The 23,755-nt window shown below is 65.3% G+C and carries 22 protein-coding genes and 1 tRNA gene; 3 read left to right on the plus strand and 20 right to left on the minus strand.

The annotated features are described in order from the left end of the window. Positions 1-9 precede the first annotated feature (9 nt). The 15 genes from nuoH to H0X90_RS10015 all read right to left on the minus strand — a co-directional run bounded on the left by nuoH (position 10) and on the right by H0X90_RS10015 (position 15,182). Entirely contained in the window at positions 10-1,077 is a 1,068-nt protein-coding gene (gene nuoH / locus H0X90_RS09945; protein ID WP_006484885.1) for an NADH-quinone oxidoreductase subunit NuoH, read from the minus strand. After that, on the minus strand, positions 1,078-3,408 hold the full coding sequence (nuoG, locus tag H0X90_RS09950; protein ID WP_077188907.1) for an NADH-quinone oxidoreductase subunit NuoG: 2,331 nt from the start codon (positions 3,406-3,408) through the stop codon (positions 1,078-1,080). A gap of 82 nt (positions 3,409-3,490) precedes the next feature. After that, positions 3,491-4,801 carry an NADH-quinone oxidoreductase subunit NuoF gene (gene nuoF / locus H0X90_RS09955; RefSeq protein WP_006478267.1) on the minus strand — a complete coding sequence of 437 codons (1,311 nt, stop codon included), beginning with the start codon at positions 4,799-4,801 and terminating at the stop codon, positions 3,491-3,493. Next, positions 4,798-5,283 carry an NADH-quinone oxidoreductase subunit NuoE gene (nuoE, locus tag H0X90_RS09960; protein WP_006478266.1) on the minus strand — a complete coding sequence of 162 codons (486 nt, stop codon included), beginning with the start codon at positions 5,281-5,283 and terminating at the stop codon, positions 4,798-4,800. Before nuoE ends, nuoF begins: the two co-directional genes overlap by 4 nt. A 172-nt stretch (positions 5,284-5,455) precedes the next feature. After that, positions 5,456-6,709, minus strand: a complete 1,254-nt coding sequence (locus H0X90_RS09965) for an NADH-quinone oxidoreductase subunit D (protein ID WP_006478265.1) — start codon at positions 6,707-6,709, stop codon at positions 5,456-5,458. Positions 6,710-6,718: 9 nt separating this feature from the next. Next, complete coding sequence (locus H0X90_RS09970) at positions 6,719-7,321, minus strand: NADH-quinone oxidoreductase subunit C (protein ID WP_006478264.1); 603 nt, start codon at positions 7,319-7,321, stop codon at positions 6,719-6,721. A gap of 21 nt (positions 7,322-7,342) precedes the next feature. Continuing rightward, positions 7,343-7,822: an NADH-quinone oxidoreductase subunit B family protein gene (locus H0X90_RS09975; RefSeq protein WP_006398799.1), complete on the minus strand. Its 480-nt coding sequence runs from the start codon at positions 7,820-7,822 to the stop codon at positions 7,343-7,345. A 62-nt stretch (positions 7,823-7,884) separates the two neighbouring features. Beyond that, the gene (locus tag H0X90_RS09980; protein ID WP_006398798.1) at positions 7,885-8,244 is read right to left on the minus strand and encodes an NADH-quinone oxidoreductase subunit A; all 360 of its coding nucleotides are present in this window, start codon (positions 8,242-8,244) and stop codon (positions 7,885-7,887) included. A gap of 153 nt (positions 8,245-8,397) precedes the next feature. Next, positions 8,398-8,482 (minus strand) — tRNA-Leu (locus H0X90_RS09985). 111 nt (positions 8,483-8,593) lie between these two features. Then, positions 8,594-8,971 carry a preprotein translocase subunit SecG gene (gene secG / locus H0X90_RS09990; protein ID WP_034201508.1) on the minus strand — a complete coding sequence of 126 codons (378 nt, stop codon included), beginning with the start codon at positions 8,969-8,971 and terminating at the stop codon, positions 8,594-8,596. A 72-nt stretch (positions 8,972-9,043) separates the two neighbouring features. Further along, positions 9,044-9,799 carry a triose-phosphate isomerase gene (tpiA, locus tag H0X90_RS09995; protein WP_006484882.1) on the minus strand — a complete coding sequence of 252 codons (756 nt, stop codon included), beginning with the start codon at positions 9,797-9,799 and terminating at the stop codon, positions 9,044-9,046. 119 nt (positions 9,800-9,918) lie between these two features. Beyond that, positions 9,919-10,959 carry an NAD(P)H-quinone oxidoreductase gene (locus tag H0X90_RS10000; RefSeq protein ID WP_077188906.1) on the minus strand — a complete coding sequence of 347 codons (1,041 nt, stop codon included), beginning with the start codon at positions 10,957-10,959 and terminating at the stop codon, positions 9,919-9,921. A 148-nt stretch (positions 10,960-11,107) separates the two neighbouring features. Next, the gene (pnp, locus tag H0X90_RS10005) at positions 11,108-13,255 is read right to left on the minus strand and encodes a polyribonucleotide nucleotidyltransferase (RefSeq protein WP_034178497.1); all 2,148 of its coding nucleotides are present in this window, start codon (positions 13,253-13,255) and stop codon (positions 11,108-11,110) included. Between the two features lie 290 nt (positions 13,256-13,545). Continuing rightward, entirely contained in the window at positions 13,546-13,815 is a 270-nt protein-coding gene (rpsO, locus tag H0X90_RS10010; RefSeq protein ID WP_006398792.1) for a 30S ribosomal protein S15, read from the minus strand. Between the two features lie 107 nt (positions 13,816-13,922). Then, on the minus strand, positions 13,923-15,182 hold the full coding sequence (locus tag H0X90_RS10015) for a branched-chain amino acid ABC transporter substrate-binding protein (RefSeq protein WP_059721340.1): 1,260 nt from the start codon (positions 15,180-15,182) through the stop codon (positions 13,923-13,925). Between the two features lie 165 nt (positions 15,183-15,347). Here H0X90_RS10015 and H0X90_RS10020 point away from each other — a divergent pair, with 165 nt between their 5' ends. The 3 genes from H0X90_RS10020 (at position 15,348) to H0X90_RS10030 (ending at position 18,476) form a co-directional block, all read left to right on the plus strand. Continuing rightward, a complete protein-coding gene (locus H0X90_RS10020) occupies positions 15,348-15,860 on the plus strand; it encodes a hypothetical protein (protein WP_006484895.1) in 513 nt (170 codons plus the stop codon). Between the two features lie 383 nt (positions 15,861-16,243). Further along, positions 16,244-16,885 (plus strand): carbonic anhydrase, encoded by a 642-nt coding sequence (locus H0X90_RS10025; RefSeq protein WP_006497012.1) that lies wholly within the window; start codon positions 16,244-16,246, stop codon positions 16,883-16,885. Positions 16,886-16,925: 40 nt separating this feature from the next. Continuing rightward, a complete protein-coding gene (locus tag H0X90_RS10030; RefSeq protein WP_006493526.1) occupies positions 16,926-18,476 on the plus strand; it encodes a SulP family inorganic anion transporter in 1,551 nt (516 codons plus the stop codon). A 71-nt stretch (positions 18,477-18,547) separates the two neighbouring features. On the opposite strand, the gene H0X90_RS10035 is transcribed toward H0X90_RS10030, so the two are convergent. The 5 genes from H0X90_RS10035 to ilvN all read right to left on the minus strand — a co-directional run bounded on the left by H0X90_RS10035 (position 18,548) and on the right by ilvN (position 23,689). Further along, positions 18,548-20,092 carry a 2-isopropylmalate synthase gene (locus H0X90_RS10035; protein ID WP_006491031.1) on the minus strand — a complete coding sequence of 515 codons (1,545 nt, stop codon included), beginning with the start codon at positions 20,090-20,092 and terminating at the stop codon, positions 18,548-18,550. A gap of 323 nt (positions 20,093-20,415) precedes the next feature. Then, positions 20,416-21,288, minus strand: a complete 873-nt coding sequence (gene pssA, locus H0X90_RS10040) for a CDP-diacylglycerol--serine O-phosphatidyltransferase (RefSeq protein ID WP_006491034.1) — start codon at positions 21,286-21,288, stop codon at positions 20,416-20,418. Positions 21,289-21,303: 15 nt separating this feature from the next. Then, on the minus strand, positions 21,304-21,948 hold the full coding sequence (locus H0X90_RS10045; RefSeq protein WP_006491035.1) for a phosphatidylserine decarboxylase: 645 nt from the start codon (positions 21,946-21,948) through the stop codon (positions 21,304-21,306). 127 nt (positions 21,949-22,075) lie between these two features. Beyond that, a complete protein-coding gene (gene ilvC / locus H0X90_RS10050; RefSeq protein ID WP_006491032.1) occupies positions 22,076-23,092 on the minus strand; it encodes a ketol-acid reductoisomerase in 1,017 nt (338 codons plus the stop codon). A 105-nt stretch (positions 23,093-23,197) separates the two neighbouring features. After that, on the minus strand, positions 23,198-23,689 hold the full coding sequence (gene ilvN / locus H0X90_RS10055; RefSeq protein ID WP_006398781.1) for an acetolactate synthase small subunit: 492 nt from the start codon (positions 23,687-23,689) through the stop codon (positions 23,198-23,200). Positions 23,690-23,755 lie beyond the last annotated feature (66 nt).

Here is a 23,755-nt window from a genome sequence, read left to right on the forward strand (position 1 = left end):
ATTTCGTCCTTACTTCACCCAGATGTTCAGCGGCGACATCATCCAGCAGCCGACCACGACCACCCAGATCACCGTGACCGGCAGGAACACCTTCCAGCCCAGACGCATGATCTGGTCGTAACGGAAGCGCGGGAACGTCGCGCGCACCCAGATGAACACCGACAGCAGTGCGAAGACCTTCAGCACCAGCCAGAAGATGCCCGGGATGAACGACAGGAATTCGAACGGGGCGTCCCAGCCGCCGAGGAACAGCGTCGCAGCGAGCGCCGAGATCACGATCATGTTGATGTACTCGGCGAGGAAGAACAGCGCGAACGCCATACCCGAGTAATCGATCATGTGACCCGCGACGATCTCCGACTCCCCTTCCACCACGTCGAACGGGTGACGGTTCGTTTCGGCGATGCCCGAGATGAAGTAGACGACGAACGCCGGCAGCAGCGGCAGCCAGTTCCACGACAGGAAGTTCACGCCGTGGCCGGCGAAGAAGCCGTGCTGTTGCGAGCCGACGATTTCCGACAGGTTCAGGCTGCCGGCCGTCATCAGCACCAGCACCAGCGCGAAGCCCATCGAGATTTCGTACGACACCATCTGTGCCGCGGCGCGCATCGCACCGAGGAACGCGTACTTCGAGTTCGACGCCCAGCCGGCGAGAATCACCGCGTACACGCCGATCGACGAGATCGCCATCGCGTACAGCAGGCCCGCGTTCACGTTCGCGAGCACGGCTTCGGCCTGGAACGGGATCACCGCCCACACGGCGAACGCCGGCACGACGGTCATGATCGGCGCGATCAGGTACAGCCAGCGGCTGGCGGCGGTCGGCTGGATGACTTCCTTCAGCAGCAGCTTCAGCACGTCGGCGATCGGCTGCAGCAGGCCGCCGGGGCCGACGCGGTTCGGGCCGAGACGTACGTGCATCCAGCCGATCAGCTTGCGTTCCCACAGAATCAGGTACGCGACGCACAGCAGGATGACGACGGAGACGACGAGGATGCGCACGACTGCCCACACCGTCGGCCACGCGAAGCCGAGAAGCTGGGCCCCGCCCGCGTTGATCGTATCGAACAAGCTCATTTACGCCTTCTCCACCACCAGTTCACCGGACAGGCTGCCGAGCGCTGCGCCGGCAGGCGTCGCCGCCGACACGCGAACGACCGTCTCCGCAAGATTCGCGTCGCGCACGGCCGGCAATTGCACCGCACGCTCGCCCTGGCGCACGCGCACCGCGTCGCCTTCCTTCAAGCCCAGCTTGTCGAACAGCGCGGCCGGCAGGGCTGCGACGTTCGCCGCTTTCGCGGCGGCCGTCAGGTGCAGCGCACCCGCGCGGCGCACGAGTGCGTCGGCGTGATAGATCGGCACATCGGCCAGGCGCTCGAAACCGCCGTTCGCGGCATTCGCCGCGGCACGGGCCGGCGCGACCGACGTCTGGTTCGACAGGCGACCCGCGACGCCGGCGTCGCCGAGCGCGGCGACACGCACTTCTTCCGCGGTCTCGTATTCGAAGTTCGGCAGGCCGAGCAGGCTGCCGAGCACGCGCAGCACCTTCCACGCCGGACGCGTGTCGCCGAGCGGGCGCACGACGCCGTTGAAGCTCTGCACGGTGCCTTCCGCGTTGACGAACGTACCGGCCGTTTCCGTGAACGGCGCGACCGGCAGCAGCACGTCGGCGTAGTCGAGGCCGTGCTTGAACGGCGACATCACGACGACCATCTCCGCCTGGTTCAGCGCGGCCAGTGCCTGCGCCGGGTCGGCCGTATCGAATTCCGGTTCGACGTTCAGCAGCACGTAGCCCTTGCGCGGCTGCGCGAACGCTTCGCGTGCGTTCAGGCCGCCTTCGCCCGGCAGTGCGCCGACCACATGCGCGCCGACCGTGTTCGCCGCTTCCGTCAGGAAGCCGAACGTGGCGCCGGTGTTGTCGGCGATCCACTGGGCGACGGCGTGCAGCTTCGCGAATTGCGGATGACGGACCGCGACGTTGCCGAGCAGCACCGCGCGGCGTTCGCCGTTCGCGAGCGACTGCGCGACAGCCTGCGCGGCCGGCGATGCCGTGACGCCCGCGAGCGCGTCGGGCAGCGCGACGCCGCGCAGTTGCGCGACGGCCGCGGCGATGCCGGCCAGCTCGTCGAGCCATGCGGACGGCGCGGCGACGATGCGTTGCGCGGTCGGGATCAGCGAATCGTCGCCGGTCGCGTGCAGGAAGTGCAGCTTCGCACCGTTCTTCGCAGCCTGACGCAGGCGCGATGCGAACAGCGGGTGGTCGCGGCGCAGGAACGACCCGACGACGAACGCGGCGTCCACGTTCGACAGATCGGCGATCGGCATGCCGAGCCACGGCGCGCCCTGGACCGGTGCCGAGAAATCCTGCTGACGCAGACGGAAGTCGACGTTCGGCGTTTTCAGTTCGTTGGCGAGCTGCTTCACGAGGAACAGCTCTTCGGCCGTGCTGTGCGCGCTCGCGAGCATCGCCAGCGCGTTCGCGCCGTGATCCGCGGCGATGCCCTTCATGCCCTTCGCGACGTATTCGAGCGCGGTCTGCCAGTCGGTCTCGATCCACTGGCCGCCCTGCTTCAGCATCGGCTTCGTCAGGCGCTCTTCGCTGTTGAGGCCTTCATACGAGAAACGGTCCTTGTCCGAGATCCAGCATTCGTTGATCGCTTCGTTCTCGAACGGCAGCACGCGCATCACGCGGTTGTTCTTCACCTGCACGACGAGGTTCGCGCCGACGGAATCGTGCGGGCTCACCGACTTGCGACGCGACAGTTCCCAGGTACGGGCGCTGTAGCGGAACGGCTTGCTGGTCAGCGCGCCGACCGGGCACAGGTCGATCATGTTGCCCGACATTTCGGAGTCGACCGTCTTGCCGACGAACGTCGTGATTTCCGAATGCTCGCCGCGGCCCAGCATGCCGAACTCCATCACGCCGGCGATTTCCTGGCCGAAGCGGACGCAGCGCGTGCAGTGGATGCAGCGCGACATTTCTTCCATCGAGATCAGCGGGCCCACGTTCTTGTGGAACACCACGCGCTTTTCTTCCGAGTAGCGCGACGACGACTTGCCGTAGCCGACCGCCAGATCCTGCAGCTGGCATTCGCCGCCCTGATCGCAGATCGGGCAATCGAGCGGGTGATTGATGAGGAGGAATTCCATCACCGACTGCTGCGCCTTCACAGCCTTGTCGGACTGCGTGCGGACGATCATGCCGGCCGACACGGGGGTCGCGCAGGCAGGCACGGCCTTCGGCATCTTCTCGACTTCGACGAGACACATCCGGCAGTTGGCCGCAACCGACAGTTTCTTGTGATAGCAGAAGTGAGGAATGTACGTATCCGCCTTGTGCGCAGCCTGGATCACCATGCTGCCTTCGGGCACCTCGACCTTCTTGCCGTCTATTTCAAGTTCAACCATGATGGTGAATGGTCCTTAACCTATTTCCGCCCGTTCGCGCCTTCGCCCGACCGTGCGCTCAAATTCCGCAACCGGGTGCGCTTCAGGCTGCCGCCGCGTGCGCGTGGCCGCCGACCATGCAGTGCTTGTGCTCGACGTGGTACGCGAATTCGTCCCAGTAGTGCTTCAGCATCCCGCGTACCGGCATCGCCGCCGCATCGCCGAGCGCACAGATCGTGCGGCCCATGATGTTCTCGGCCACCGAGTTCAGCAGGTCCAGATCTTCCTGGCGGCCTTCGCCGTGCTCGATACGGTTCACGACGCGATACAGCCAGCCGGTGCCTTCACGGCACGGCGTGCACTGGCCGCACGATTCCTCGTAGTAGAAGTACGACAGGCGCAGCAGCGAGCGCACCATGCAGCGCGTCTCGTCCATCACGATCACCGCGCCGGAACCGAGCATCGAGCCCGCCTTCGCGATCGAGTCGTAGTCGAGATCGGTCTGCATCATGATGTCGCCCGGGATCACCGGCGCCGACGAACCGCCCGGAATCACGGCCTTGATCTTCTTGCCGCCGCGCATCCCGCCGGCGAGCTCCATCAGCGTCGCGAACGGCGTGCCGAGCGGCACCTCGTAGTTGCCCGGGCGCTCGACGTCGCCCGACACCGAGAAAATCTTCGTGCCGCCGTTGTTCGGCTTGCCGATCTCGAGGTAATTCTGCGGCCCGATGGACAGCAGGAACGGCACCGCGGCGAACGTCTCGGTGTTGTTGATCGTGGTCGGCTTGCCGTACACGCCGAAGCTCGCCGGGAACGGCGGCTTGAAGCGCGGCTGGCCCTTCTTGCCTTCGAGCGACTCGAGCAGCGCCGTTTCCTCGCCGCAGATGTACGCGCCGTAACCGTGGTGCGCGTGCAGCTGGAACGAGAATTCCGAGCCCATGATGTTGTCGCCGAGGAACCCGGCGGCGCGTGCCTCATCGAGCGCTGCTTCGAAGCGTCGATACACTTCGAAGATTTCGCCGTGGATGTAGTTGTAGCCGACGGTGATGCCCATCGCGTACGCGCCGATGGCCATGCCTTCGATCAGCGCATGCGGGTTCCAGCGCAGGATGTCGCGATCCTTGAACGTGCCCGGCTCGCCTTCGTCCGAGTTGCAGACGAGGTACTTCTGCCCCGGGAACTGGCGCGGCATGAAGCTCCACTTCAGGCCGGTCGGGAAGCCCGCACCGCCGCGACCGCGCAGGCCCGACGCCTTCACGTCGGCGATCACCTGCTCGGGCGGAATCTTTTCTTCGAGAATGCGGCGCAGCTGCTTGTAGCCGCCGCGCGCAACGTAGTCTTCGAGGTGCCAGTTCTCGCCGTTCAGACCAGCGAGGATCAGCGGTTTGATGTGACGGTCGTGGAGGGACGTCATTTCGAGAGCTCCTCAAGCAGCTGGTCGATCTTCTCGCGGCTCATGAAGCTGCACATTCTGTGATTGTTCACCAGCAGCACCGGCGCATCGCCGCACGAGCCCATGCATTCGCCTTCCTTCAGCGTGAACTTGCCGTCGGGCGTGGTCTCGCCGAAGCCGATGCCCAGCTTCTGTTTCAGGTAGTCGGCAGTCGCTTCCGCGCCGCCGTGCGGGCCGAGCTGGCACGGCAGGTTCGTGCAGAGCGTGATCTTATGCTTGCCGACCGGTTTGAGCTCGTACATCGTGTAGAACGTCGCGACTTCCTGCACGGCAACGGCCGGCATGCCGAGATAGTCCGCAACGAACTGCATCAGTTCGGGCGACAGCCAGCCGTGCTCTTCTTGAGCCACGGCCAACGCCGACATCACGGCGGACTGTTTCTGATCGGCGGGATACTTCGTCAACGCTCGATCGATTTCCTTCAGGCCTTCAGCTGAGATCATTTTCAGACACGACTCTTTCAATTCCTACCGAACGAACAACCTGCCGCACACTGGGGTGCATGGACGGCAGACCTGGCGCTCACTCTGTTGACAGCTTGCGAAGCCGCGCCGGTTCAGCGCGCATCGCGTGTGACTTACTGCTCGCCGCCCGCGCTCGCGGACGGCGCAACCATTAGCGATCGATTTCGCCGAACACGATGTCCTGCGTACCGATGATCGTGACGGCGTCGGCGATCATGTGACCGCGCGCCATTTCGTCGAGCGACGCCAGGTGCGCGAAACCCGGTGCGCGAATCTTGAGGCGATACGGCTTGTTGGCGCCGTCCGACACGAGGTAGATGCCGAATTCACCCTTCGGATGCTCGACCGCCGCGTACGCTTCGCCTTCCGGCACATGGAAACCTTCGGTGAAGAGCTTGAAGTGGTGAATCAAGTCTTCCATGTTGGTCTTCATGCCGACGCGCGACGGCGGGGCAACCTTGTGATTGTCCGTCATCACCGGGCCCGGATTCTTGCGGAGCCACTCAATACACTGTTTCGCGATGCGGATCGACTGGCGCATTTCTTCGACGCGCACCAGATAGCGGTCATAGCAATCGCCGTTCACGCCGACCGGCACGTCGAAATCCATCCGATCGTACACTTCGTAGGGCTGCTTCTTGCGCAGGTCCCATGCGATGCCCGAGCCGCGCAGCATCGGGCCCGTCAGGCCCATCTGCAGCGCACGTTCCGGGCTCACCACGCCGATCCCGACCAGACGCTGTTTCCAGATCCGGTTGTCGGTCAGCAGCGTTTCGTATTCGTCGACGCACTTCGGGAAGCGCGTGAAGAAATCGTCGATGAAGTCGAGCACCGAACCACTGCGCGCTTCGTTCATCTTCGCGAGCGCCTTCTCGTTGCGAATCTTCGACGCCTTGTATTGCGGCATTGCGTCAGGCAGATCGCGGTAGACGCCGCCCGGACGATAGTAGGCCGCGTGCATCCGGGCGCCGGACACCGCTTCGTACACGTCCATCAGGTCTTCGCGCTCGCGGAACGCGTACAGGAACACGGCCATCGCGCCGACGTCGAGTGCGTGCGCGCCAATCCACATCAGGTGGTTCAGCACGCGCGTGATTTCGTCGAACAGCACGCGGATGTACTGCGCGCGCTCCGGCACTTCGATGCCGAGCAGCTTTTCGATCGCGAGCACGTAGCCGTGCTCGTTGACCATCATCGACACGTAGTCGAGACGGTCCATGTACGGCACGGACTGGATGAAGGTCTTGGATTCCGCGAGCTTTTCCGTCGCGCGGTGCAGCAGGCCGATGTGCGGATCGGCACGCTGGATGACTTCGCCGTCGAGCTCGAGCACGAGGCGCAGCACACCGTGCGCTGCCGGGTGCTGCGGGCCGAAGTTGAGCGTGTAGTTCTTGATTTCTGCCATGACGCCCCCTTAATGTTTCAGACCGCCATAGCGATCCTCGCGGATCACGCGCGGCGTGATTTCGCGCGGCTCGATCGTCACCGGCTGGTACACGACCCGCTTCTCTTCCGGGTCGTAACGCATTTCGACGTAGCCCGACACCGGGAAGTCCTTGCGGAACGGGTGACCGATGAAGCCGTAGTCGGTGAGGATGCGGCGCAGGTCGGGGTGGCCTTCGAACACGATGCCGTACAGGTCGAACGCTTCGCGCTCGTACCAGTTCGCCGAGGTCCAGATGTCGACCAGCGACGCCACGATCGGCAGATCGTCGTCCGGCGCGAATGCGCGCAGGCGCAGGCGCCAGTTGTTCGTGACCGACAGCAGGTGCGACACGGCCGCGAAGCGCGGGCCGTCGTAGGCGCCGTCGCCGAAGGTCTGGTAGTCGACGCCGCACAGGTCGATCAGTTGCTCGAAACGGAGCTTCGGATCGTCGCGCAGCGTCTTTGCGACTTCGAGGTAATCGCTCGCCTTCACGACGAGCGTCAGTTCACCGATCGCTTCGGTGAGGCTCACCACGCGCGCGCCGAGCGCGGCTTCGAGGTTTGCCTTGAGGGTCTCGATTTTGCTTGCCATATTGAGGGGACGCTCGGGGCTTTATTGACGGGCGATGGTATTGGTGCGGCGGATCTTCGCCTGAAGCTGGATCACGCCGTAGACCAGCGCCTCGGCCGTGGGCGGACAGCCCGGCACGTAAACGTCGACCGGCACGATCCGGTCGCAGCCGCGGACCACCGAGTACGAGTAGTGGTAGTAACCCCCCCCGTTTGCGCACGACCCCATCGAGATCACCCAGCGCGGCTCGGCCATCTGGTCGTACACGCGGCGCAGCGCGGGCGCCATCTTGTTGCACAGCGTGCCGGCCACGATCATCACGTCCGACTGACGCGGGCTCGGACGGAACACGACCCCGAACCGGTCCAGATCGTAACGGGCCGCACCCGCATGCATCATCTCGACGGCGCAACACGCGAGCCCGAACGTCATCGGCCACAGCGAGCCGGTACGCGTCCAGTTGATCAGCTTGTCAGCCGTCGTGGTGACAAACCCTTCCTTCAAGACCCCTTCGATACTCATTTGCTTTCCACTCCAGACGAGCGACCGAGCGTGGCCGCCCATGCAAACCGGCGATTAACCCATCACTCCCAGTCGAGGCCGCCTTTCTTCCAGATATAGGCAAAGCCCAGCAGGAATTCGAGCAGAAAAATCATCATTGCGATGAAACCCGGCCAGCCGATGTCCCGGAGCGCGACGCCCCACGGAAACAGGAATGCGGTTTCGAGATCGAAGATGATGAACAGGATGGCGACGAGGTAATACCGAACGTCGAATTTCATCCGGGCGTCTTCAAAGGCTTCGAAGCCGCACTCGTACGGTGCGTTCTTCTCGACGTCCGGCTTGTTGGGACCAAGGAGCTTGCCGATGCTGACCAGCGCTATACCTAAACCAGTGCCCACGAGGAGGAACAACAAGACGGGGTAATAGGCTGCGAGGTTCAAGGCAATCCTCTATCGGTTGGTTCTGAGCGTCCGGAGAATACCACTTCCGGCGGAAGGAATCATTTCGGAGTACAGGCGATCGCAAGACAACCGCAAGCACACCCCAGAAATGAAAAATGCCAGCCACTAGAAGCGGCTGGCATTGAGTAACTTTGGTGCCGACGGCGAGACTCGAACTCGCACAGCTTTCGCCACTACCCCCTCAAGATAGCGTGTCTACCAATTTCACCACGTCGGCACTGCATGCAACTCGGGTTGTGCTGCTCGTTTCCCGCGAATCGCTTCAAGAATTAAATTCTAACCCGAGTTCCAGATTTGTTCAACGCACAAACGCAAAAAATTTAACTTTTTATTTCGGGACATCCTGGCCCGGCGCGCTTGCGGCCGAACCGGCGGCAGCGGACGCCGCGACGGCCGGTGCCGACGCTGCAGGTGCCGATGCCGGCGCGGTCACGGCCGTGCCGAGCACGCCCGCCGACGGCGTCGACTTGTACGAACCGAGGTACGTCAGCGCGAGCGTCGCGACGAAGAAGATCGTCGCGAGAATGCCCGTCGTACGCGACAGGAAGTTCGCCGAGCCCGTCGCACCGAACAGGCTGCCCGACGCGCCGCTGCCGAACGCGGCACCCATGTCGGCCCCCTTGCCGTGCTGCAGCAGCACGAGCCCAATCACACCGAGTGCAGACAGCACCTGCACCACAATAATCAGCGTCTTGAATAACAGCATCACACCCACCCGATTGGATCGGGCGACCGGACCGACCGGCCGCCGTCATGGTTCAATTCGATCTCGGACCGCTCAACGCGCGGCCCGGCAGATCGCCAGGAAATCTTCCGCCTTCAGCGACGCGCCGCCGATCAGGCCGCCGTCGATGTCCGGCTGCGCGAACAGCTCTTCCGCGTTGTCCGGCTTCACGCTGCCGCCGTACAGCACGGACACGTCCGCCGCCCCCTTTGCCGCAAGACGCGTACGCAGGAACGCGTGCACGTCCTGCGCCTGCGCCGACGTCGCGCTCTTGCCCGTGCCGATCGCCCAGACCGGCTCGTACGCGACGACGATGCGCGCGGCCTCGTCAGCCGTCAGCACGGCCAGCACCGCGTCGAGCTGCGCACCGACGACCTGCTCGGTCGCACCCGACTCGCGCTCGTCGAGCGTCTCGCCGACGCACACGACCGGCGTGAGGCCCGCCGCGAGCGCGCGCTGCGTCTTCGCCGCGACCGTCTCGCTGCTTTCGCCGTGATACGCGCGACGCTCCGAATGGCCGACGATCGCGTACCGCGCGCCGAACTCCGCCACCATCGCGGCCGCCACTTCGCCGGTGAACGCGCCTTGCTCGTGCGCGGACACGTCCTGCGCACCGAACGCGACACGGCCACCGCCGAGTTGCGCCTGAACCTGCGCGAGATACGGGAACGGCACGCACACGCCGATCGACGTTTCAGCCGCCACCGCGCCCGCACCCTGCACCACTTCGTTCAGCAGCGCCTGGTTGCCGGCCAGCCGGCCGTGCATCTTCCAGTTGCCGATCACTCGCTTTGTTCGTTGTTTCGACATCGTGTCCGTCTCGTCACTATCTTGTCATTAACGTGCCGGAACCCGGCCGTCAGGTTGGATCTGGCGAAGCAAACCCGCGATTTTACTGCGCGGGGCTTGAACCGGTCAAACCGCGCATGTCAAGCCCGCCGCACGGGGCGCCAGGCGTTCGACCCCCAATCGAGCACGATCTTGCCGGTATGCTCGCTGCTTTCCATCAGCGCATGCGCCTGCGCGGCGTCCGCGGCGGGCAGCACGCGATAGATCACCGGCTTGATGCGGCCGTCGGCGAGCAGCGGCCATACGCGCGCCTTCAGCTGCGCGGCGATACGGGCCTTGAATTCGACCGGGCGCGGGCGCAGCGTCGAACCGGTGATCGTCAGCCGGCGGCGCAGGATCTCGCCGAGGTTGACGTCGGCCTTCGCGCCGCCAAGCAGCGCGATCAGCACGAGACGGCCGCCGTCCGCGAGCGCGGACAGCTCGCGCGGCACGTACGAGCCCGCCACCATGTCGAGGATCACGTCGACGCCGCGATCGTGCGTCAGCGACTTCACGACTTCGACGAAGTCTTCGGTCTTGTAGTTGATCGCGCGCTCGGCGCCGAGCGCCTCGCACGCACGGCACTTGTCGGCGGTGCCGGCCGTCGCGAACACGCGAAAACCGAGCGCATGCGCGATCTGGATCGCCGTCACGCCGATGCCGCTGGAGCCGCCCTGCACGAGCAGCGTCTCGTGCTCGCCGCCCTCGCCCGCGCCGAGCTGCGCACGGTCGAACACGTTGCTCCACACGGTGAAAAACGTTTCGGGCAGCGACGCGGCCTCGATATCGGTGAGGCCGCCCGGCACCGGCAGGCACTGCGGCAGCGGCGCGACCGCATATTCGGCATAGCCGCCGCCCGCGAGCAACGCGCACACGCGGTCGCCGAGCTTCAGGCCGAACGGGTTCAGCACCGCATCGGACAGATCGCCGCCGACGATCTCGCCCGCGACCTCGAGGCCCGGCAGATCCGACGCACCCGGCGGCGGCGCATAGGCGCCCTTGCGCTGGAACACGTCGGGCCGGTTCACGCCGGAAGCCGCCACCTTGATCAGCACCTCGCCGCGCTTCGGTTCGGGGCGCGGACGCTCCGCGAGCTTCAGCACGTCGGGGGCGCCGAATTCGGTGATTTCGATGGCTTTCATGGTGAAAATCGCTCCAGGATCGGAATCGGATGGCACGGCCGCGCGCACGGCGTGGACGCCTCGCCGGCGCTGCTGCGCCGCACAACGATGCTACAGAAAAAACGGCCGGCACGCTTTCGCACTGCCGGCCGTTGATCCGCCTGTCCGCTTACTGCTGCGGCGGCGTATCCGACTGCGCTGCAGCCGCTGCTTCATTCAGCAGCGCCTTGGCCGACAGACGCACGCGACCCTTCTCGTCCGTCTGGATCACCTTGACCTTCACCTGCTGACCTTCCTTCAGGTAGTCGTTGATGTCCTTCACGCGCTCGTTGACGATTTCCGAGATGTGCAGCAGGCCGTCCTTGCCCGGCAGCAGGTTCACGATCGCGCCGAAATCGAGCAGCTTGAGCACCGTGCCTTCGTACACCTGGCCGACTTCGATCTCGGCCGTGATCTGCTCGATGCGCTTCTTCGCTTCGGCCATGCCGTCGCTGCTCGTGCTCGCGATCGTCACGACGCCGTCATCCGAGATGTCGATGGTCGTGCCCGTTTCTTCCGTCAGCGCGCGGATCACCGAACCGCCCTTGCCGATCACGTCGCGGATCTTTTCCGGATTGATCTTGATGGTGATCATGCGCGGCGCGAATTCCGACAGTTGCGTGTTCGCACCCGACACCGCCGAGGTCATCTTGCCGAGGATGTGCATGCGGCCTTCCTTCGCCTGCGCGAGCGCGACCTGCATGATTTCCTTCGTGATGCCCTGGATCTTGATGTCCATCTGCAGCGCCGTCACGCCTTGCTCGGTGCCGGCCACCTTGAAGTCCATGTCGCCGAGGTGGTCTTCGTCGCCGAGGATGTCGGTCAGCACCGCGAACTTGTTGCCTTCGAGAATCAGGCCCATCGCGATACCCGCGACGTGCGCCTTCATCGGCACGCCGGCGTCCATCAGCGCGAGGCAGCCGCCGCACACCGATGCCATCGACGACGAACCGTTCGATTCGGTGATTTCCGACACGACGCGGATCGAGTAGCCGAATTCGTCGGCGCTCGGCAGGCACTTGACCAGCGCGCGCTTGGCCAGCCGGCCGTGGCCGATTTCGCGGCGCTTCGGCGAACCGACGCGGCCCGTTTCGCCGGTCGCGAACGGGGGCATGTTGTAGTGAAGCATGAAGCGCTCGCGGTATTCGCCTTCGAGCGCGTCGATGATCTGCTCGTCACCCTTCGTGCCGAGCGTCGCGACGACCAGCGCCTGCGTCTCGCCGCGCGTGAACAGCGCCGAGCCGTGGGTACGCGGCAGCACGCCGGTGCGGATTTCGATCGGGCGCACGGTGCGCGTGTCGCGGCCGTCGATGCGCGGCTCGCCGTTCAGGATCTGCGAGCGGACGATCTTCGCTTCGATGTCGAACAGGATATTGCCGACGGTGGCCTTGTCGGCCGCGACCGTGCCGGCCGCCAGCGCGTCTTCCTCGAGCTTCGCCGAGGTCGCCGCGTAGACTTCCTTCAGCTTCGCCGAACGTGCCTGCTTGTCGCGCAGCTGGTAAGCGGCGAGCAGATCGTTCTGCGCCAGCTCGGTCACGCGTGCGATCAGCGCCTCGTTCTTCGGCGCCGGCTGCCAGTCCCACTCGGGCTTGCCGCCGTCGCGCACCAGTTCGTGGATCGCGTCGATCGCGATCTGCATCTGCTCGTGGCCGAACACCACCGCGCCCAGCATCACGTCTTCCGACAGTTGGTCGGCTTCCGATTCGACCATCAGCACGGCGCGCTCGGTACCCGCGACGACGAGGTCGAGGCTCGATGCCTTGATCTGGTCACGCGTCGGGTTCAGCACGTACGCGTTGTCGATGTACGCGACGCGTGCGGCGCCGACCGGGCCGTTGAACGGCAGGCCCGACACGGCGAGCGCAGCCGATGCGCCGATCAGCGCGGGAATGTCCGCCGGGATTTCCGGGTTCACGGACAGCACGTGGATCACGACCTGGACTTCGTTGTAGAAGCCTTCCGGGAACAGCGGGCGCAGCGGACGGTCGATCAGGCGCGACGTCAGCGTCTCGTGCTCCGACGGACGGCCTTCGCGGCGGAAGAAGCCGCCCGGGATCTTGCCGGCCGAATAGGTTTTCTCGAGGTAGTCGACGGTCAGCGGGAAGAAGTCCTGGCCCGGCTTCGCCGACTTCGCGCCGACGACGGTCGCGAGCACGACGGTGTCTTCGACGTCGACGATCACGGCGCCGCTCGCCTGGCGAGCGACTTCACCGGTTTCGAGGCGCACCTTGTGCTGGCCCCACTGGAATTCCTTCACGACCTTGTTGAACATGGACATGGTTGCTCCTTTGTATTCATGCATTTCATTCGCCGCGCCGGCGATCCCGCGCGGCGGCGTCCCGACCGAATCACCCGGAGCAAGGTGTGTTTTTTATGCCATTCCAGCGCGGCGCTCAGGCAGCGACGCGCTGGAATGACACAAATCCCGCCCCGGTATCGATCGTTGCGGCAGGCCGGCACGAACGTGCCGGACAGCCTGCGATGCGTGTGACGCTACGCACCGCGCAAAAACAAAATGCCTGTATCAGCGGACTGACACAGGCATCTTGCTGGCGGCAATCGCCTCGATTACTTACGCAGACCCAGCTTCTCGATCAGTGCGCGGTAACGGTCGGCATCCTTGCCCTTGAGGTAGTCGAGCAGCTTGCGGCGGCGGCTCACCATGCGCAGCAGGCCGCGGCGGCTGTGGTGATCCTTCGCGTGGGTCTTGAAGTGACCCGTCAGTTCGACGATACGTGCGGTCAGCAGTGCGACCTGGACTTCGGGCGACCCCGTGTCGTTGGTACCGCGGGCGAACTGAGCAACGACTTCCGACTTCTTGATATCTGCAACAGACATGTGATTTCCTTTCTAACTGAACAGGCGGACACGGAAGAATGGCCGTGCCGTGACTTACAACCGGCGCGCATTGTAGCACAACTCGATGCCGTTCTTACCGCCTCCCGTCACGGACGCGTCATCGAACACGTCGACGGCATTTCCGTGCGCTGCGCCGGCACCGCGAGCACCGTCCGGAAGCCGTAGCCCGACCCTTCGTTGTCGAAGCGCACGCCCGGCGCGCCGACCTTGTCCATGTCCATCACGTAAAGGGGCTGGATCAGCTGGTGATCCTGCGCGCGCATCCGCGACGCGTGGAAGCCGTCGTCGAACGACAGGCCTTCGAGCGCACGCGCGACCGCGACCGGGTCGGCCGACCCCGCGCGGGTCATCGCGGCGGCCAGCATCTCGATCATCTGGCTCATCCGCCGCACCGGATAGTCGTCCTGCGCGGCCGGGAAACGGGTCCGGAACGCGCGGTAGAACGCGTCGGATTTGGCCCCGCCCGCGTTCGGATGCCAGTCGGCCACGGCCACCACGCGGCCGACGCCCGCGTCGCCCAGGGCCGCCGGCGCGCCGAGGCTGTTGCCATAGAACGTATAGAACTTCGCGTCGAGCCCCTGTTCGCGCGCCGCCTTCACGAGCAGCGTGAGGTCGTTGCCCCAGTTGCCGGTCACGACGGCGTCCGCGCCGCTGGCGCGGATCTTCGCGATATACGGCGAGAAATCCTTGATCCGGCCGATCGGGTGGAATTCGTTGCCCGCGATCGTCACGTCCGGGCGCCGCGCGGCCAGCGCCTGCCGTGCGAGGGTGCTGACGTCGTGGCCGAAGCTGTAGTCCTGGTTCAGCAGATAGACCTTGCGCAGCGCGCGATCACGCGCCATCACGTCCGCGAGCGCGGCCATCCGCATGCCGGCATGCGCATCGAAGCGGAAATGCCAGAAACTGCAACGCGCGCCGGTCAGCGCCGGATCGTCGGCCGAATAGTTCAGGAACAGCATCCGGCTGTCCGGATTGCGCGCGTTCAGCTTGTCGAGCGCCGCGACGAGCGCGGCCGCGACGGCCGAGCTGTTGCCCTGCGCGACGAAGCCGATATGGCGGTCGGCCGCCGCGCGCAACTGCACGAGCGCCTCCTCCGGGCTGCCCTTGCTGTCGAGCACGACGAGTTCGAGCGGATGCGCGCCATCGCGCAGCTTCACGCCGCCCGCCGCGTTGACCTGCTCGACACCGAAACGCAGATTGCGCTCGACCGCCGCCCCCGCGTTCGCGAACGGGCCCGACATCCCTTCGATCAGCGCGATCCGCACCGGCTCGCCACCGGCAAACGCGGACGACGCCAGCATCCACCCCGCGCTCCACGCGAGCGCGCACCGCTTCCAACCCTGCATCGGCCACCTGCCCTTCAATCTGCCCGAGAAGCGCGGATCATAGGCCGCCGCGACCGCCGCCCGCAAGCGTGACAGCTGCGATCCGCACCGATTTTTCGCATGCGATGCGCCGTCGCGCGCCGTCCGTGATAAAACGGGACTTGTTTCCGTGTTCTGGAGAATCCGATGCGCATTCGCATTCCCGCGCGCCTGCCGGTGCTGGCCGTCTGCGCTACCGCGCTGCTGGCCGGTTGCGCGCAACCGTGGCAGCAATACCAGGCCGGCCAGGACGAGTCGGCGATCGTCGCACGCATGGGCCCGCCGCGCGAGATCTACGACCTGCCCGGCGGCGGCAAGCGCCTGATGTGGCCGACCCAGCCAATGGGCGAAATCACGGTCGCGGCCGACGTCGATGCGGCCCACCGGATCGTCAACGTGCGTCAGGTGCTGCAGCCGAGCGAGTTCTATCGCGCGGAGATCGGCAAGTGGACGAAGACCGACGTCCTCGTCAATTTCGGACGCCCGGTCGAGACGTCCTACTTCCCGCTGATGAAACGCGAGGTGTGGACGTACCGGTATCTCGAGGACAACGTCTGGTACATGATGTACAGCTTCTACTTCGATCCGCAGGGCATCCTGCGCACCACGCAGAAAACGCCGGACCCGCTGCACGATCCCGATCGCCGCACCCTGTTCTGACCGATTGCGCATTCAAGCGCAATTGTCGCAATGGCCATTTACGAATTATTGCGTGAATGGCCATTTCATTTTTTCCGTCGTCTTATTTAATTCGAAGAACAAGACGGAAATCTTTTCCGATTCCTGACATTCCGATGGCAAGCCGCTGAACGCCCCGTCATGCGGGCCACTGCGCGCATACAGGCATGGGCCGTGCATGTCATGCGTCGCGCTGGTGCATGCAATGCACTATGCCCAATCAATTTGAAACAATTTGTTTCAGTTCACCCGGAGTGCTAGGGCATACCCCTAATATCAGTCGAAATTCAACCTTTCAATTTAGAAAGAATGCGCTTGCGCCATTTCGGCCGATATTTATTTGCCTTTATCACAAAGGAGTCCTCATGAATCGCCCCAAGAGCATGCTGGTTGCCAACATTGCCTGGGCCCGCGAGACGCGCGAACACACGCCCGGCTTCTTCGACGCACTCGCGCGCGGCCAGAACCCGCGCGTCCTGTGGATCGGCTGCGCCGACAGCCGCGTGCCGGCGGAAACCATCACGCACTGCGCGCCCGGCGAGCTGTTCGTCCATCGCAACATCGCGAACCTGTTCCATCCCGACGACGACAATTCCGCCAGCGTGCTCGAGTACGCGGTGCGGGTGCTGAAGGTCGATCACGTGATCGTGTGCGGCCACTACGGATGCGGCGGCGTGCGCGCATCGCTGCTGCCGCCGCCCGCCGACCTGCCGCACGTCGCGCGCCGCATCGCACCGCTCTGCGCGCTCGCGCGGCGCCATCGCGACACGCTCGACGGGCTCGACGACATGGCCGCCGCCGACCGCCTCGCCGAGCTGAACGTGCTCGAACAGGTGCGGCTGCTGCGCGCGTCGCCGATCGTGCGCGGTCGCGAACGGCCGCCGCTCGTGCATGGCTGGATCTTTTCGCTCGCCGACGGCCGCCTGAAGGAGCTCGATTCCGGCTATGCGGCATTGCCGACCGAAGCCGAGCCCGAACCTGTCGCGACCGCCGCCGCGCTCGGTTGACCCGCGCCCTGCCCTCCCTGCCAACGAAACCACCCCAACCATGAAACTGAACGAGCGCCTGTCCACCCTGCCGCGCGACATCGTCGCCGGCATCGTCGTTTTCCTCGTTGCGCTACCGCTCTGTCTCGGTATCGCCAACGCCTCCGGCGTCGAGCCGTTCGCCGGGCTCGTGTCGGGCATCGTCGGCGGCATCGTCGTCGCGCTGCTGAGCGGCTCGTCGCTGTCCGTCAGCGGACCGGCCGCCGGCCTCGTCGTGATCGTCGTCGAAGGGATCGCGCAACTCGGCAGCTTCTCCGCGTTCCTGCTCGCGGTGCTGCTGTCCGGCGTGCTGCAGTTCGGCTTCGGCATGCTGCGCGCCGGCCGCTTCGCCGCCTACGTGCCGTCGCCCGTCATCAAGGGCATGCTCGCCGCGATCGGCCTGCTGCTGATCGTGAAGCAGATTCCGTTCGCCTTCGGCATTGGCGGCTCGGCCGCGCAATCGTTTGCGAACTGGCCGGGGCTGCCGGTCGCATGGGCCGCCACGGCCATCGCGCTCGCGTCGCTCGCGCTGCTGGTGGCATGGGACACCCCCGCGCTGCGCCGCTTCGCGCTGGTGCGCTCGGTGCCCGCGCCGCTCGCGGTGGTCGTGCTCGGCATCGGCGCGACGCTGGTGCTGGGTGTCGTCGCGCCCGCGGTCGCGCCGGGCGCCGCCCACCGCGTCACCTTGCCCGAACTCGGATCGTTCACCGCCTTCGCGGCATCGCTCAAGCACGCGGAGCTCGGCCCCAACTTCGCGCAGCTCGTCAATCCGGACGTGTGGCGCGTCGCGATCACGCTCGCGGTCGTCGCCAGTCTCGAAACCCTGCTGAGCCTCGAAGCGGTCGAACAGATCGACCCGAAGCGCCGGCCGGTGCAACCCGACCGCGAACTGAAGGCCCAGGGCGTCGGCAATCTCGTCGCGGGCGCGGTCGGCGGCCTGCCGATCACGTCGGTGATCGTGCGCAGCTCGGTGAACGTCAACGCGGGCGCGCAAAGCCGGATGTCGGCGATCGTCCACGGGGTGCTGCTGCTCGCCAGCGTGTTCGCGCTCACCGGGCTGATCAACCTGATCCCGCTCGCGAGCCTCGCCGCGATCCTGATCCACACGGGCTTCAAGCTGGCGAAGCCGGCGCTGTTCCGCTCGGTGATGAAACAGGGGCCGGCCGCGTTCGTGCCGTTCGCCGCGACGATCGTCGGCGTGCTGGCGGTCGACCTGCTGTTCGGCATCGCGCTCGGCCTCGCGTGCAGCGTGCTCGCCGTCGCCGTCGCGAACCTGAAGAGCCCCGTCACGCTCGCGCAGCATGACGACCACTTCCTGCTGTCGTTCCGCAAGGACGTGTCGTTTCTGGGCAAGGTACAGGTCAAGCACCATCTGCGGCACATTCCGGACCGCGCGGCGGTGATCATCGACGCGACGCGCGCCGACTACATCGATCACGACGTGCTCGAACTGCTCGATGCGTTCGTCGCCGATGCGCCGCGGCGCGGGATCGCGGTCGAGTTCCGCCGGCGCCAGCCGGCGCCACGCACGGCGGCGCGCCGCTGGCTGTTCCGCGCGCCGGCCGCCGAATGAGCGGCCGATGAAAAAACACCCCGGCGGCGCAGGGCCGCACGGGGCGTTTCGGGCAACGTGACGCGCGGCGCTTACGAGCGCTGCGGGTTGACCTTGTCGTCCTTCGAGTGCAGCTTGTTCAGCGCGGAAATGTACGCCTTCGCGGACGCGGCGACGATATCCGGATCGGTGCCGACGCCGTTGACGATCCGCCCGCTCTTCGACAGCCGGACGGTCACTTCGCCCTGCGCCTGCGTGCCGGTCGTGATCGCGTTCACCGAGTACAGCAGCAGCTCGGACCCGCTGCCGACCTCACCCTCGATCGCATTGAACGTCGCATCGACCGGGCCGTTGCCGCGCGCCTCGCCGGTCACTTCCTTGCCTTCGACCGCGAACACGACCTTCGCCTGCGGCTGCTCGCCCGTTTCCGAACGCTGCGACAGCGACACGAACTTGAAGTGCTCCTGCTCCTGCGCGAGCGCCGACTCCTCGGACACGATCGCGATGATGTCCTCGTCGAAGATCTCCGCCTTGCGGTCGGCCAGATCCTTGAAGCGCATGAACGCGGCATTCAATTCCGCTTCGCTGTCGAGCGACACGCCGAGCTCCTGCAGGCGCTGCTTGAACGCGTTGCGGCCCGACAACTTGCCGAGCACGATCTTGTTCGCGGTCCAGCCCACGTCTTCCGCGCGCATGATCTCGTAGGTGTCGCGCGCCTTCAGCACGCCGTCCTGGTGAATGCCCGACGCGTGCGCGAATGCGTTCGCGCCGACCACCGCCTTGTTCGGCTGCACGACGAAGCCGGTGATCTGCGACACGAGCTTCGACGTCGGCACGATCTGCGACGTGTCGATGCCGACGTCGAGGCCGAAATAGTCCTTGCGGGTCTTCACGGCCATCACGATTTCCTCGAGCGACGTATTGCCCGCGCGCTCGCCGAGACCGTTGATCGTGCACTCGACCTGACGCGCGCCGCCGATCTTCACGCCGGCGAGCGAGTTCGCGACCGCCATCCCGAGGTCGTTGTGGCAGTGCACCGAAAAGATCGCCTTGTCCGAGTTCGGAATGCGCTCGCGCAGCGTCTTCACGAGGTTGCCGTAGAGTTCCGGCACGCCGTAGCCGACCGTATCGGCGATGTTGATCGTCGTCGCGCCTTCCGCGATCACGGCTTCCAGCACGCGGCACAGGAAATCCATGTCCGAGCGGCTGCCGTCTTCCGGCGAGAACTCGACGTTGTCGGTGAACTTGCGTGCGAAACGCACCGCGAGGCGCGCCTGCTCGAACACCTGGTCGGGCGTCATCCGCAGCTTCTTCTCCATGTGCAGCGGCGACGTCGCGATGAACGTGTGGATCCGGAAGCTGTTGGCCGGCTTCAGCGCGTCGGCCGCGCGCTGGATGTCCTTGTCGTTGGCCCGCGCCAGCGAGCAGATCGTGCTGTCCTTCACGAGACCGGCGATCGTGTGGATCGCGTCGAAATCGCCGTTCGAGCTGGCGGCGAAGCCGGCCTCGATCACGTCGACCTTCATCCGCTCGAGATTCTTCGCGATACGGATTTTCTCTTCCTTCGTCATCGATGCACCGGGCGATTGCTCGCCGTCACGCAACGTCGTATCGAAAATGATCAGCTTGTCTGTCATGGGGGGCTCCAGGGCTCTTTTATACGGAAGTCAAACGTAACGAGATCGCGCCACCGCTGGCGACGCTCAACAACAGACGAGGCTTGAGACGGAGGGCGAGAACGGTCAGCGCGGCAGGCGCGCCAAAGCTGGCGCGCGTAGCGGCGCACCGGCTAGAAGGAGGGAGAGGCGGGGAAATGCAGTCATGCCAAAGACTATAGCGACATTCGGTTGGCCGCGCAATCGGACGGCACCCGGGGATCGACGCGCCCCCGGCTCGAAAAAGGGGCACATGAAAACGGCGGCCCCGAGGCCGCCGTTTTCGGGCAAATCGCGCGCCGGAGTCAGTGATCGCGCTGCGACGAGCGCGCCGGATTGGCGCGCCCGCGGATGGCCTGGTAGGCCCAGAACACGTAGCCGGACAGCCCGTACAACACGAACAGGCAGAACAGCATCAGCGGCGGATCGGACGACACGAGCACGAACGCGACCACGACGAGCAGGATGGCCGCGAACGGCACACGGTGCCGCACGTCGAGCGCCTTGCCGCTGTAGAACGGCGCGTTCGACACCATCGTCACGCCCGCGTAGATCGTCAGCGCGAACGCGACCCACGGCAGCCAGCCGAGCTTCATCGGCACGCGGTTGTCGGTCGCGAGCCACACGAAGCCCGCGATCAGCGCGGCGGCGGCCGGGCTCGGCAGCCCCTGGAAGAAGCGCTTGTCGACCACGCCGATGTTCGTGTTGAAGCGCGCGAGGCGCAGCGCGGCGCCCGAGCAATAGACGAACGCGGCGAGCCAGCCCCAGCGGCCCAGATCCTTCAGTACCCACTCGTACATCACGAGCGCGGGCGCGACGCCGAACGACACCATGTCCGACAGGCTGTCGAACTGCTCGCCGAACGCGCTCTGCGTATGGGTCATGCGCGCGACGCGCCCGTCCATCCCGTCGAGCACCATCGCGACGAAAATCGCGATCGCGGCGATCTCGAAGCGCACGTTCATCGCCTGCACGACCGCGAAGAAGCCGCAGAACAGCGCGGCGGTCGTGAATGCGTTCGGCAGCAGATAGATGCCGCGCGTCTTCAGGAACCGCTGGCGCGCGGCGCGGCGGCTTTCGAGCGGCGCCGGATCGGGCGCCATCACCTTGTTGCGGCGGAACGGGCGTGGCGTCTGGCCGGAGCCGTTGCGCGGCCGACGCGGTTTGAATGCGGCCATCGTGCGCCCCGCCGCTTACTGCTCGAGCTCGGCGAGGATCGTCGACGACGCGTAGACCTTCTCGCCGATCGACACCTTCGCGCGGCTGCCGAGCGGCAGGTACACGTCGACGCGCGAACCGAAGCGGATGAAACCGTAGCGCTGGCCGCGCGACAGCGGCTCGCCGGCGCGCACGTAGCAGAGGATCCGGCGCGCGATCAGGCCGGCGATCTGCACCGAGGTGACGGTCTTGCCGCTCGCCGTCTGGATCACGACCGCATTGCGCTCGTTCTCGGTCGACGCCTTGTCGATCGCCGCATTCAGGAACGCGCCCGGGAAGTACTCGACCTTGCTGATCGCGCCATCGACCGGCGAGCGCTGCGAATGGACATTGAAGACATTCATGAACACGCTGATCTTCAGCGCTTCGCGGTTCGCGTACGGATCCTGCGCGGTCTCGACCGCGACGATGCGGCCGTCCGCCGGGCACAGCACCGCGTTCGGCTGCGCCGGGATCGGGCGCTGCGGGTCACGGAAGAACTGGACGACGAAGACGAGCAGCAGCCAGAACGGCCACGCGAAGCCGAAGCCCCCGACGGCATGGATCAACAGCGCGATGACGGCTGCAATCGCGATGAACGGCCAGCCTTCGCGCGCGATGATCGGATGAGGATAGTTCATGGATTCGTTCTGTGTTCGGTGAATTGCAAAGCCCGTAGCATAACAAAAGCCGCCCGGGGCACTGCTGCCTTCGGACGGCTTTTTGATGCCGGCCCTTCGCTCGAAGGGCCGGAACAGCACGGGATGCTCAGTTCTTCGTCTGGTCGACGAGCTTGTTCTTCGCGATCCACGGCATCATCGCACGCAGCTTCGCACCGACCTGCTCGATCTGGTGCTCGGCCGTCAGGCGGCGGCGCGACTGCAGCGTCGGGGCGCCTGCCTTGTTCTCGAGAATGAAGCTCTTCGCGTACTCGCCCGTCTGGATGTCGGTCAGGCACTGCTTCATCGCCTTCTTCGTCTCTTCCGTGACGATGCGCGGGCCCGTCACGTACTCGCCGTACTCGGCGTTGTTCGAGATCGAGTAGTTCATGTTCGCGATGCCGCCTTCGTAGATCAGGTCGACGATCAGCTTCAGTTCGTGCAGGCACTCGAAGTACGCCATTTCCGGCGCGTAGCCGGCTTCGACCAGCGTCTCGAAACCTGCCTTGATCAGCTCGACCGTGCCGCCGCACAGCACGGCCTGCTCGCCGAACAGGTCGGTTTCGGTTTCTTCACGGAAGTTCGTCTCGATGATGCCGGCACGGCCGCCGCCGTTCGCTGCCGCGTACGACAGCGCGATGTCGCGCGCCGCGCCCGACTTGTTCTGCGCAACCGCGATCAGGTGCGGCACGCCGCCACCTTGCGAGTACGTGCCGCGCACGGTGTGGCCCGGTGCCTTCGGCGCGATCATGATCACGTCGAGGTCGGCGCGCGGGATCACCGCGCCGTAGTGGACGTTGAAGCCGTGCGCGAACGCGAGCGCCGCGCCCTGCTTGATGTTCGCGTGGACTTCCTTCGCGTACACGTCGGCGATCTGCTCGTCCGGCAGCAGCATCATGACGACGTCCGCGCCCTTCACCGCTTCCGCGACTTCCTTGACCGACAGGCCGGCGTTCTCGGCCTTGCTCCACGACGCGCCGCCCTTGCGCAGGCCGACCGTCACGTTCACGCCGCTGTCCTTCAGGTTCAGCGCGTGTGCATGGCCTTGCGAGCCGTAGCCGATGATCGTGACTTGCTTGCCCTTGATGAGGGAGAGGTCAGCGTCTTTGTCGTAGAAAACGTTCATGATGGTTCCTTCGCTAATTCAAAAAATTCAATAATTCGTTCGGATGGAGTACTGCGGGCCGGGACATGACGGCGCACCCGGCGTGCCTCTTTGGCTATGTCGGCATCACACCTTCAGGATGCGCTCGCCGCGTCCGATGCCGGAGCTGCCGGTGCGCACGGTCTCGAGGATCGCGCCCGCGTCCAGCCCCTGGATGAATGCGTCGAGCTTGTCGCTCGCGCCCGTCAATTCGATCGTGTAGGTCTTCTCGGTCACGTCGATGATGCGGCCGCGGAAAATGTCCGACATCCGCTTCATTTCTTCGCGCTCCTTGCCCACTGCACGTACCTTGATCAGCATCAGCTCGCGTTCGATGTGTGCACCGTCGGTCAGGTCCACCACTTTCACCACCTCGATAAGGCGGTTCAGATGCTTCGTGATCTGTTCGATCACGTCGTCGGAGCCAATGGAAACGATGGTGAGCCGCGACAGCGATTGATCTTCGGTCGGCGCCACCGTCAAGGTTTCGATGTTGTAGCCGCGTGCGGAAAACAGGCCGACCACGCGCGACAGCGCGCCCGGTTCGTTCTCCAGCAGGACGGAAATGATGTGTCTCATGTTCGCTTCTTCCAGAATGTGTCCGTGTCGATTCACTCGCGCCGCGCGCCGCCGCGTGCCGCACCG

It is taken from the genome of Burkholderia sp. 9775_39 (assembly GCF_015712225.1).
GTDB lineage: Bacteria > Pseudomonadota > Gammaproteobacteria > Burkholderiales > Burkholderiaceae > Burkholderia > Burkholderia cenocepacia.

Excerpts from the sequence above, each read along its gene's own strand:
- H0X90_RS10015 (WP_059721340.1), bottom strand. The coding sequence starts at position 15,182 with ATGCAGGGTTGGAAGCGGTGCGCGCTCGCGTGGAGCGCGGGGTGGATG.
- H0X90_RS09965 (WP_006478265.1), bottom strand. The coding sequence starts at position 6,709 with ATGGCAGAAATCAAGAACTACACGCTCAACTTCGGCCCGCAGCACCCG.
- rpsO (WP_006398792.1), bottom strand. The coding sequence starts at position 13,815 with ATGTCTGTTGCAGATATCAAGAAGTCGGAAGTCGTTGCTCAGTTCGCC.
- nuoE (WP_006478266.1), bottom strand. The coding sequence starts at position 5,283 with ATGATCTCAGCTGAAGGCCTGAAGGAAATCGATCGAGCGTTGACGAAG.
- tpiA (WP_006484882.1), bottom strand. The coding sequence starts at position 9,799 with ATGTCGAAACAACGAACAAAGCGAGTGATCGGCAACTGGAAGATGCAC.
- H0X90_RS10025 (WP_006497012.1), top strand. The coding sequence starts at position 16,244 with ATGAATCGCCCCAAGAGCATGCTGGTTGCCAACATTGCCTGGGCCCGC.
- secG (WP_034201508.1), bottom strand. The coding sequence starts at position 8,971 with ATGCTGTTATTCAAGACGCTGATTATTGTGGTGCAGGTGCTGTCTGCA.
- pssA (WP_006491034.1), bottom strand. The coding sequence starts at position 21,288 with ATGGCCGCATTCAAACCGCGTCGGCCGCGCAACGGCTCCGGCCAGACG.
- H0X90_RS09975 (WP_006398799.1), bottom strand. The coding sequence starts at position 7,822 with ATGAGTATCGAAGGGGTCTTGAAGGAAGGGTTTGTCACCACGACGGCT.
- nuoH (WP_006484885.1), bottom strand. The coding sequence starts at position 1,077 with ATGAGCTTGTTCGATACGATCAACGCGGGCGGGGCCCAGCTTCTCGGC.
- H0X90_RS10030 (WP_006493526.1), top strand. The coding sequence starts at position 16,926 with ATGAAACTGAACGAGCGCCTGTCCACCCTGCCGCGCGACATCGTCGCC.
- pnp (WP_034178497.1), bottom strand. The coding sequence starts at position 13,255 with ATGTCCATGTTCAACAAGGTCGTGAAGGAATTCCAGTGGGGCCAGCAC.
- H0X90_RS10045 (WP_006491035.1), bottom strand. The coding sequence starts at position 21,948 with ATGAACTATCCTCATCCGATCATCGCGCGCGAAGGCTGGCCGTTCATC.
- H0X90_RS10035 (WP_006491031.1), bottom strand. The coding sequence starts at position 20,092 with ATGACAGACAAGCTGATCATTTTCGATACGACGTTGCGTGACGGCGAG.
- ilvN (WP_006398781.1), bottom strand. The coding sequence starts at position 23,689 with ATGAGACACATCATTTCCGTCCTGCTGGAGAACGAACCGGGCGCGCTG.
- H0X90_RS10020 (WP_006484895.1), top strand. The coding sequence starts at position 15,348 with ATGCGCATTCGCATTCCCGCGCGCCTGCCGGTGCTGGCCGTCTGCGCT.
- nuoG (WP_077188907.1), bottom strand. The coding sequence starts at position 3,408 with ATGGTTGAACTTGAAATAGACGGCAAGAAGGTCGAGGTGCCCGAAGGC.
- ilvC (WP_006491032.1), bottom strand. The coding sequence starts at position 23,092 with ATGAACGTTTTCTACGACAAAGACGCTGACCTCTCCCTCATCAAGGGC.
- nuoF (WP_006478267.1), bottom strand. The coding sequence starts at position 4,801 with ATGACGTCCCTCCACGACCGTCACATCAAACCGCTGATCCTCGCTGGT.
- H0X90_RS10000 (WP_077188906.1), bottom strand. The coding sequence starts at position 10,959 with ATGAAAGCCATCGAAATCACCGAATTCGGCGCCCCCGACGTGCTGAAG.
- H0X90_RS09970 (WP_006478264.1), bottom strand. The coding sequence starts at position 7,321 with ATGGCAAGCAAAATCGAGACCCTCAAGGCAAACCTCGAAGCCGCGCTC.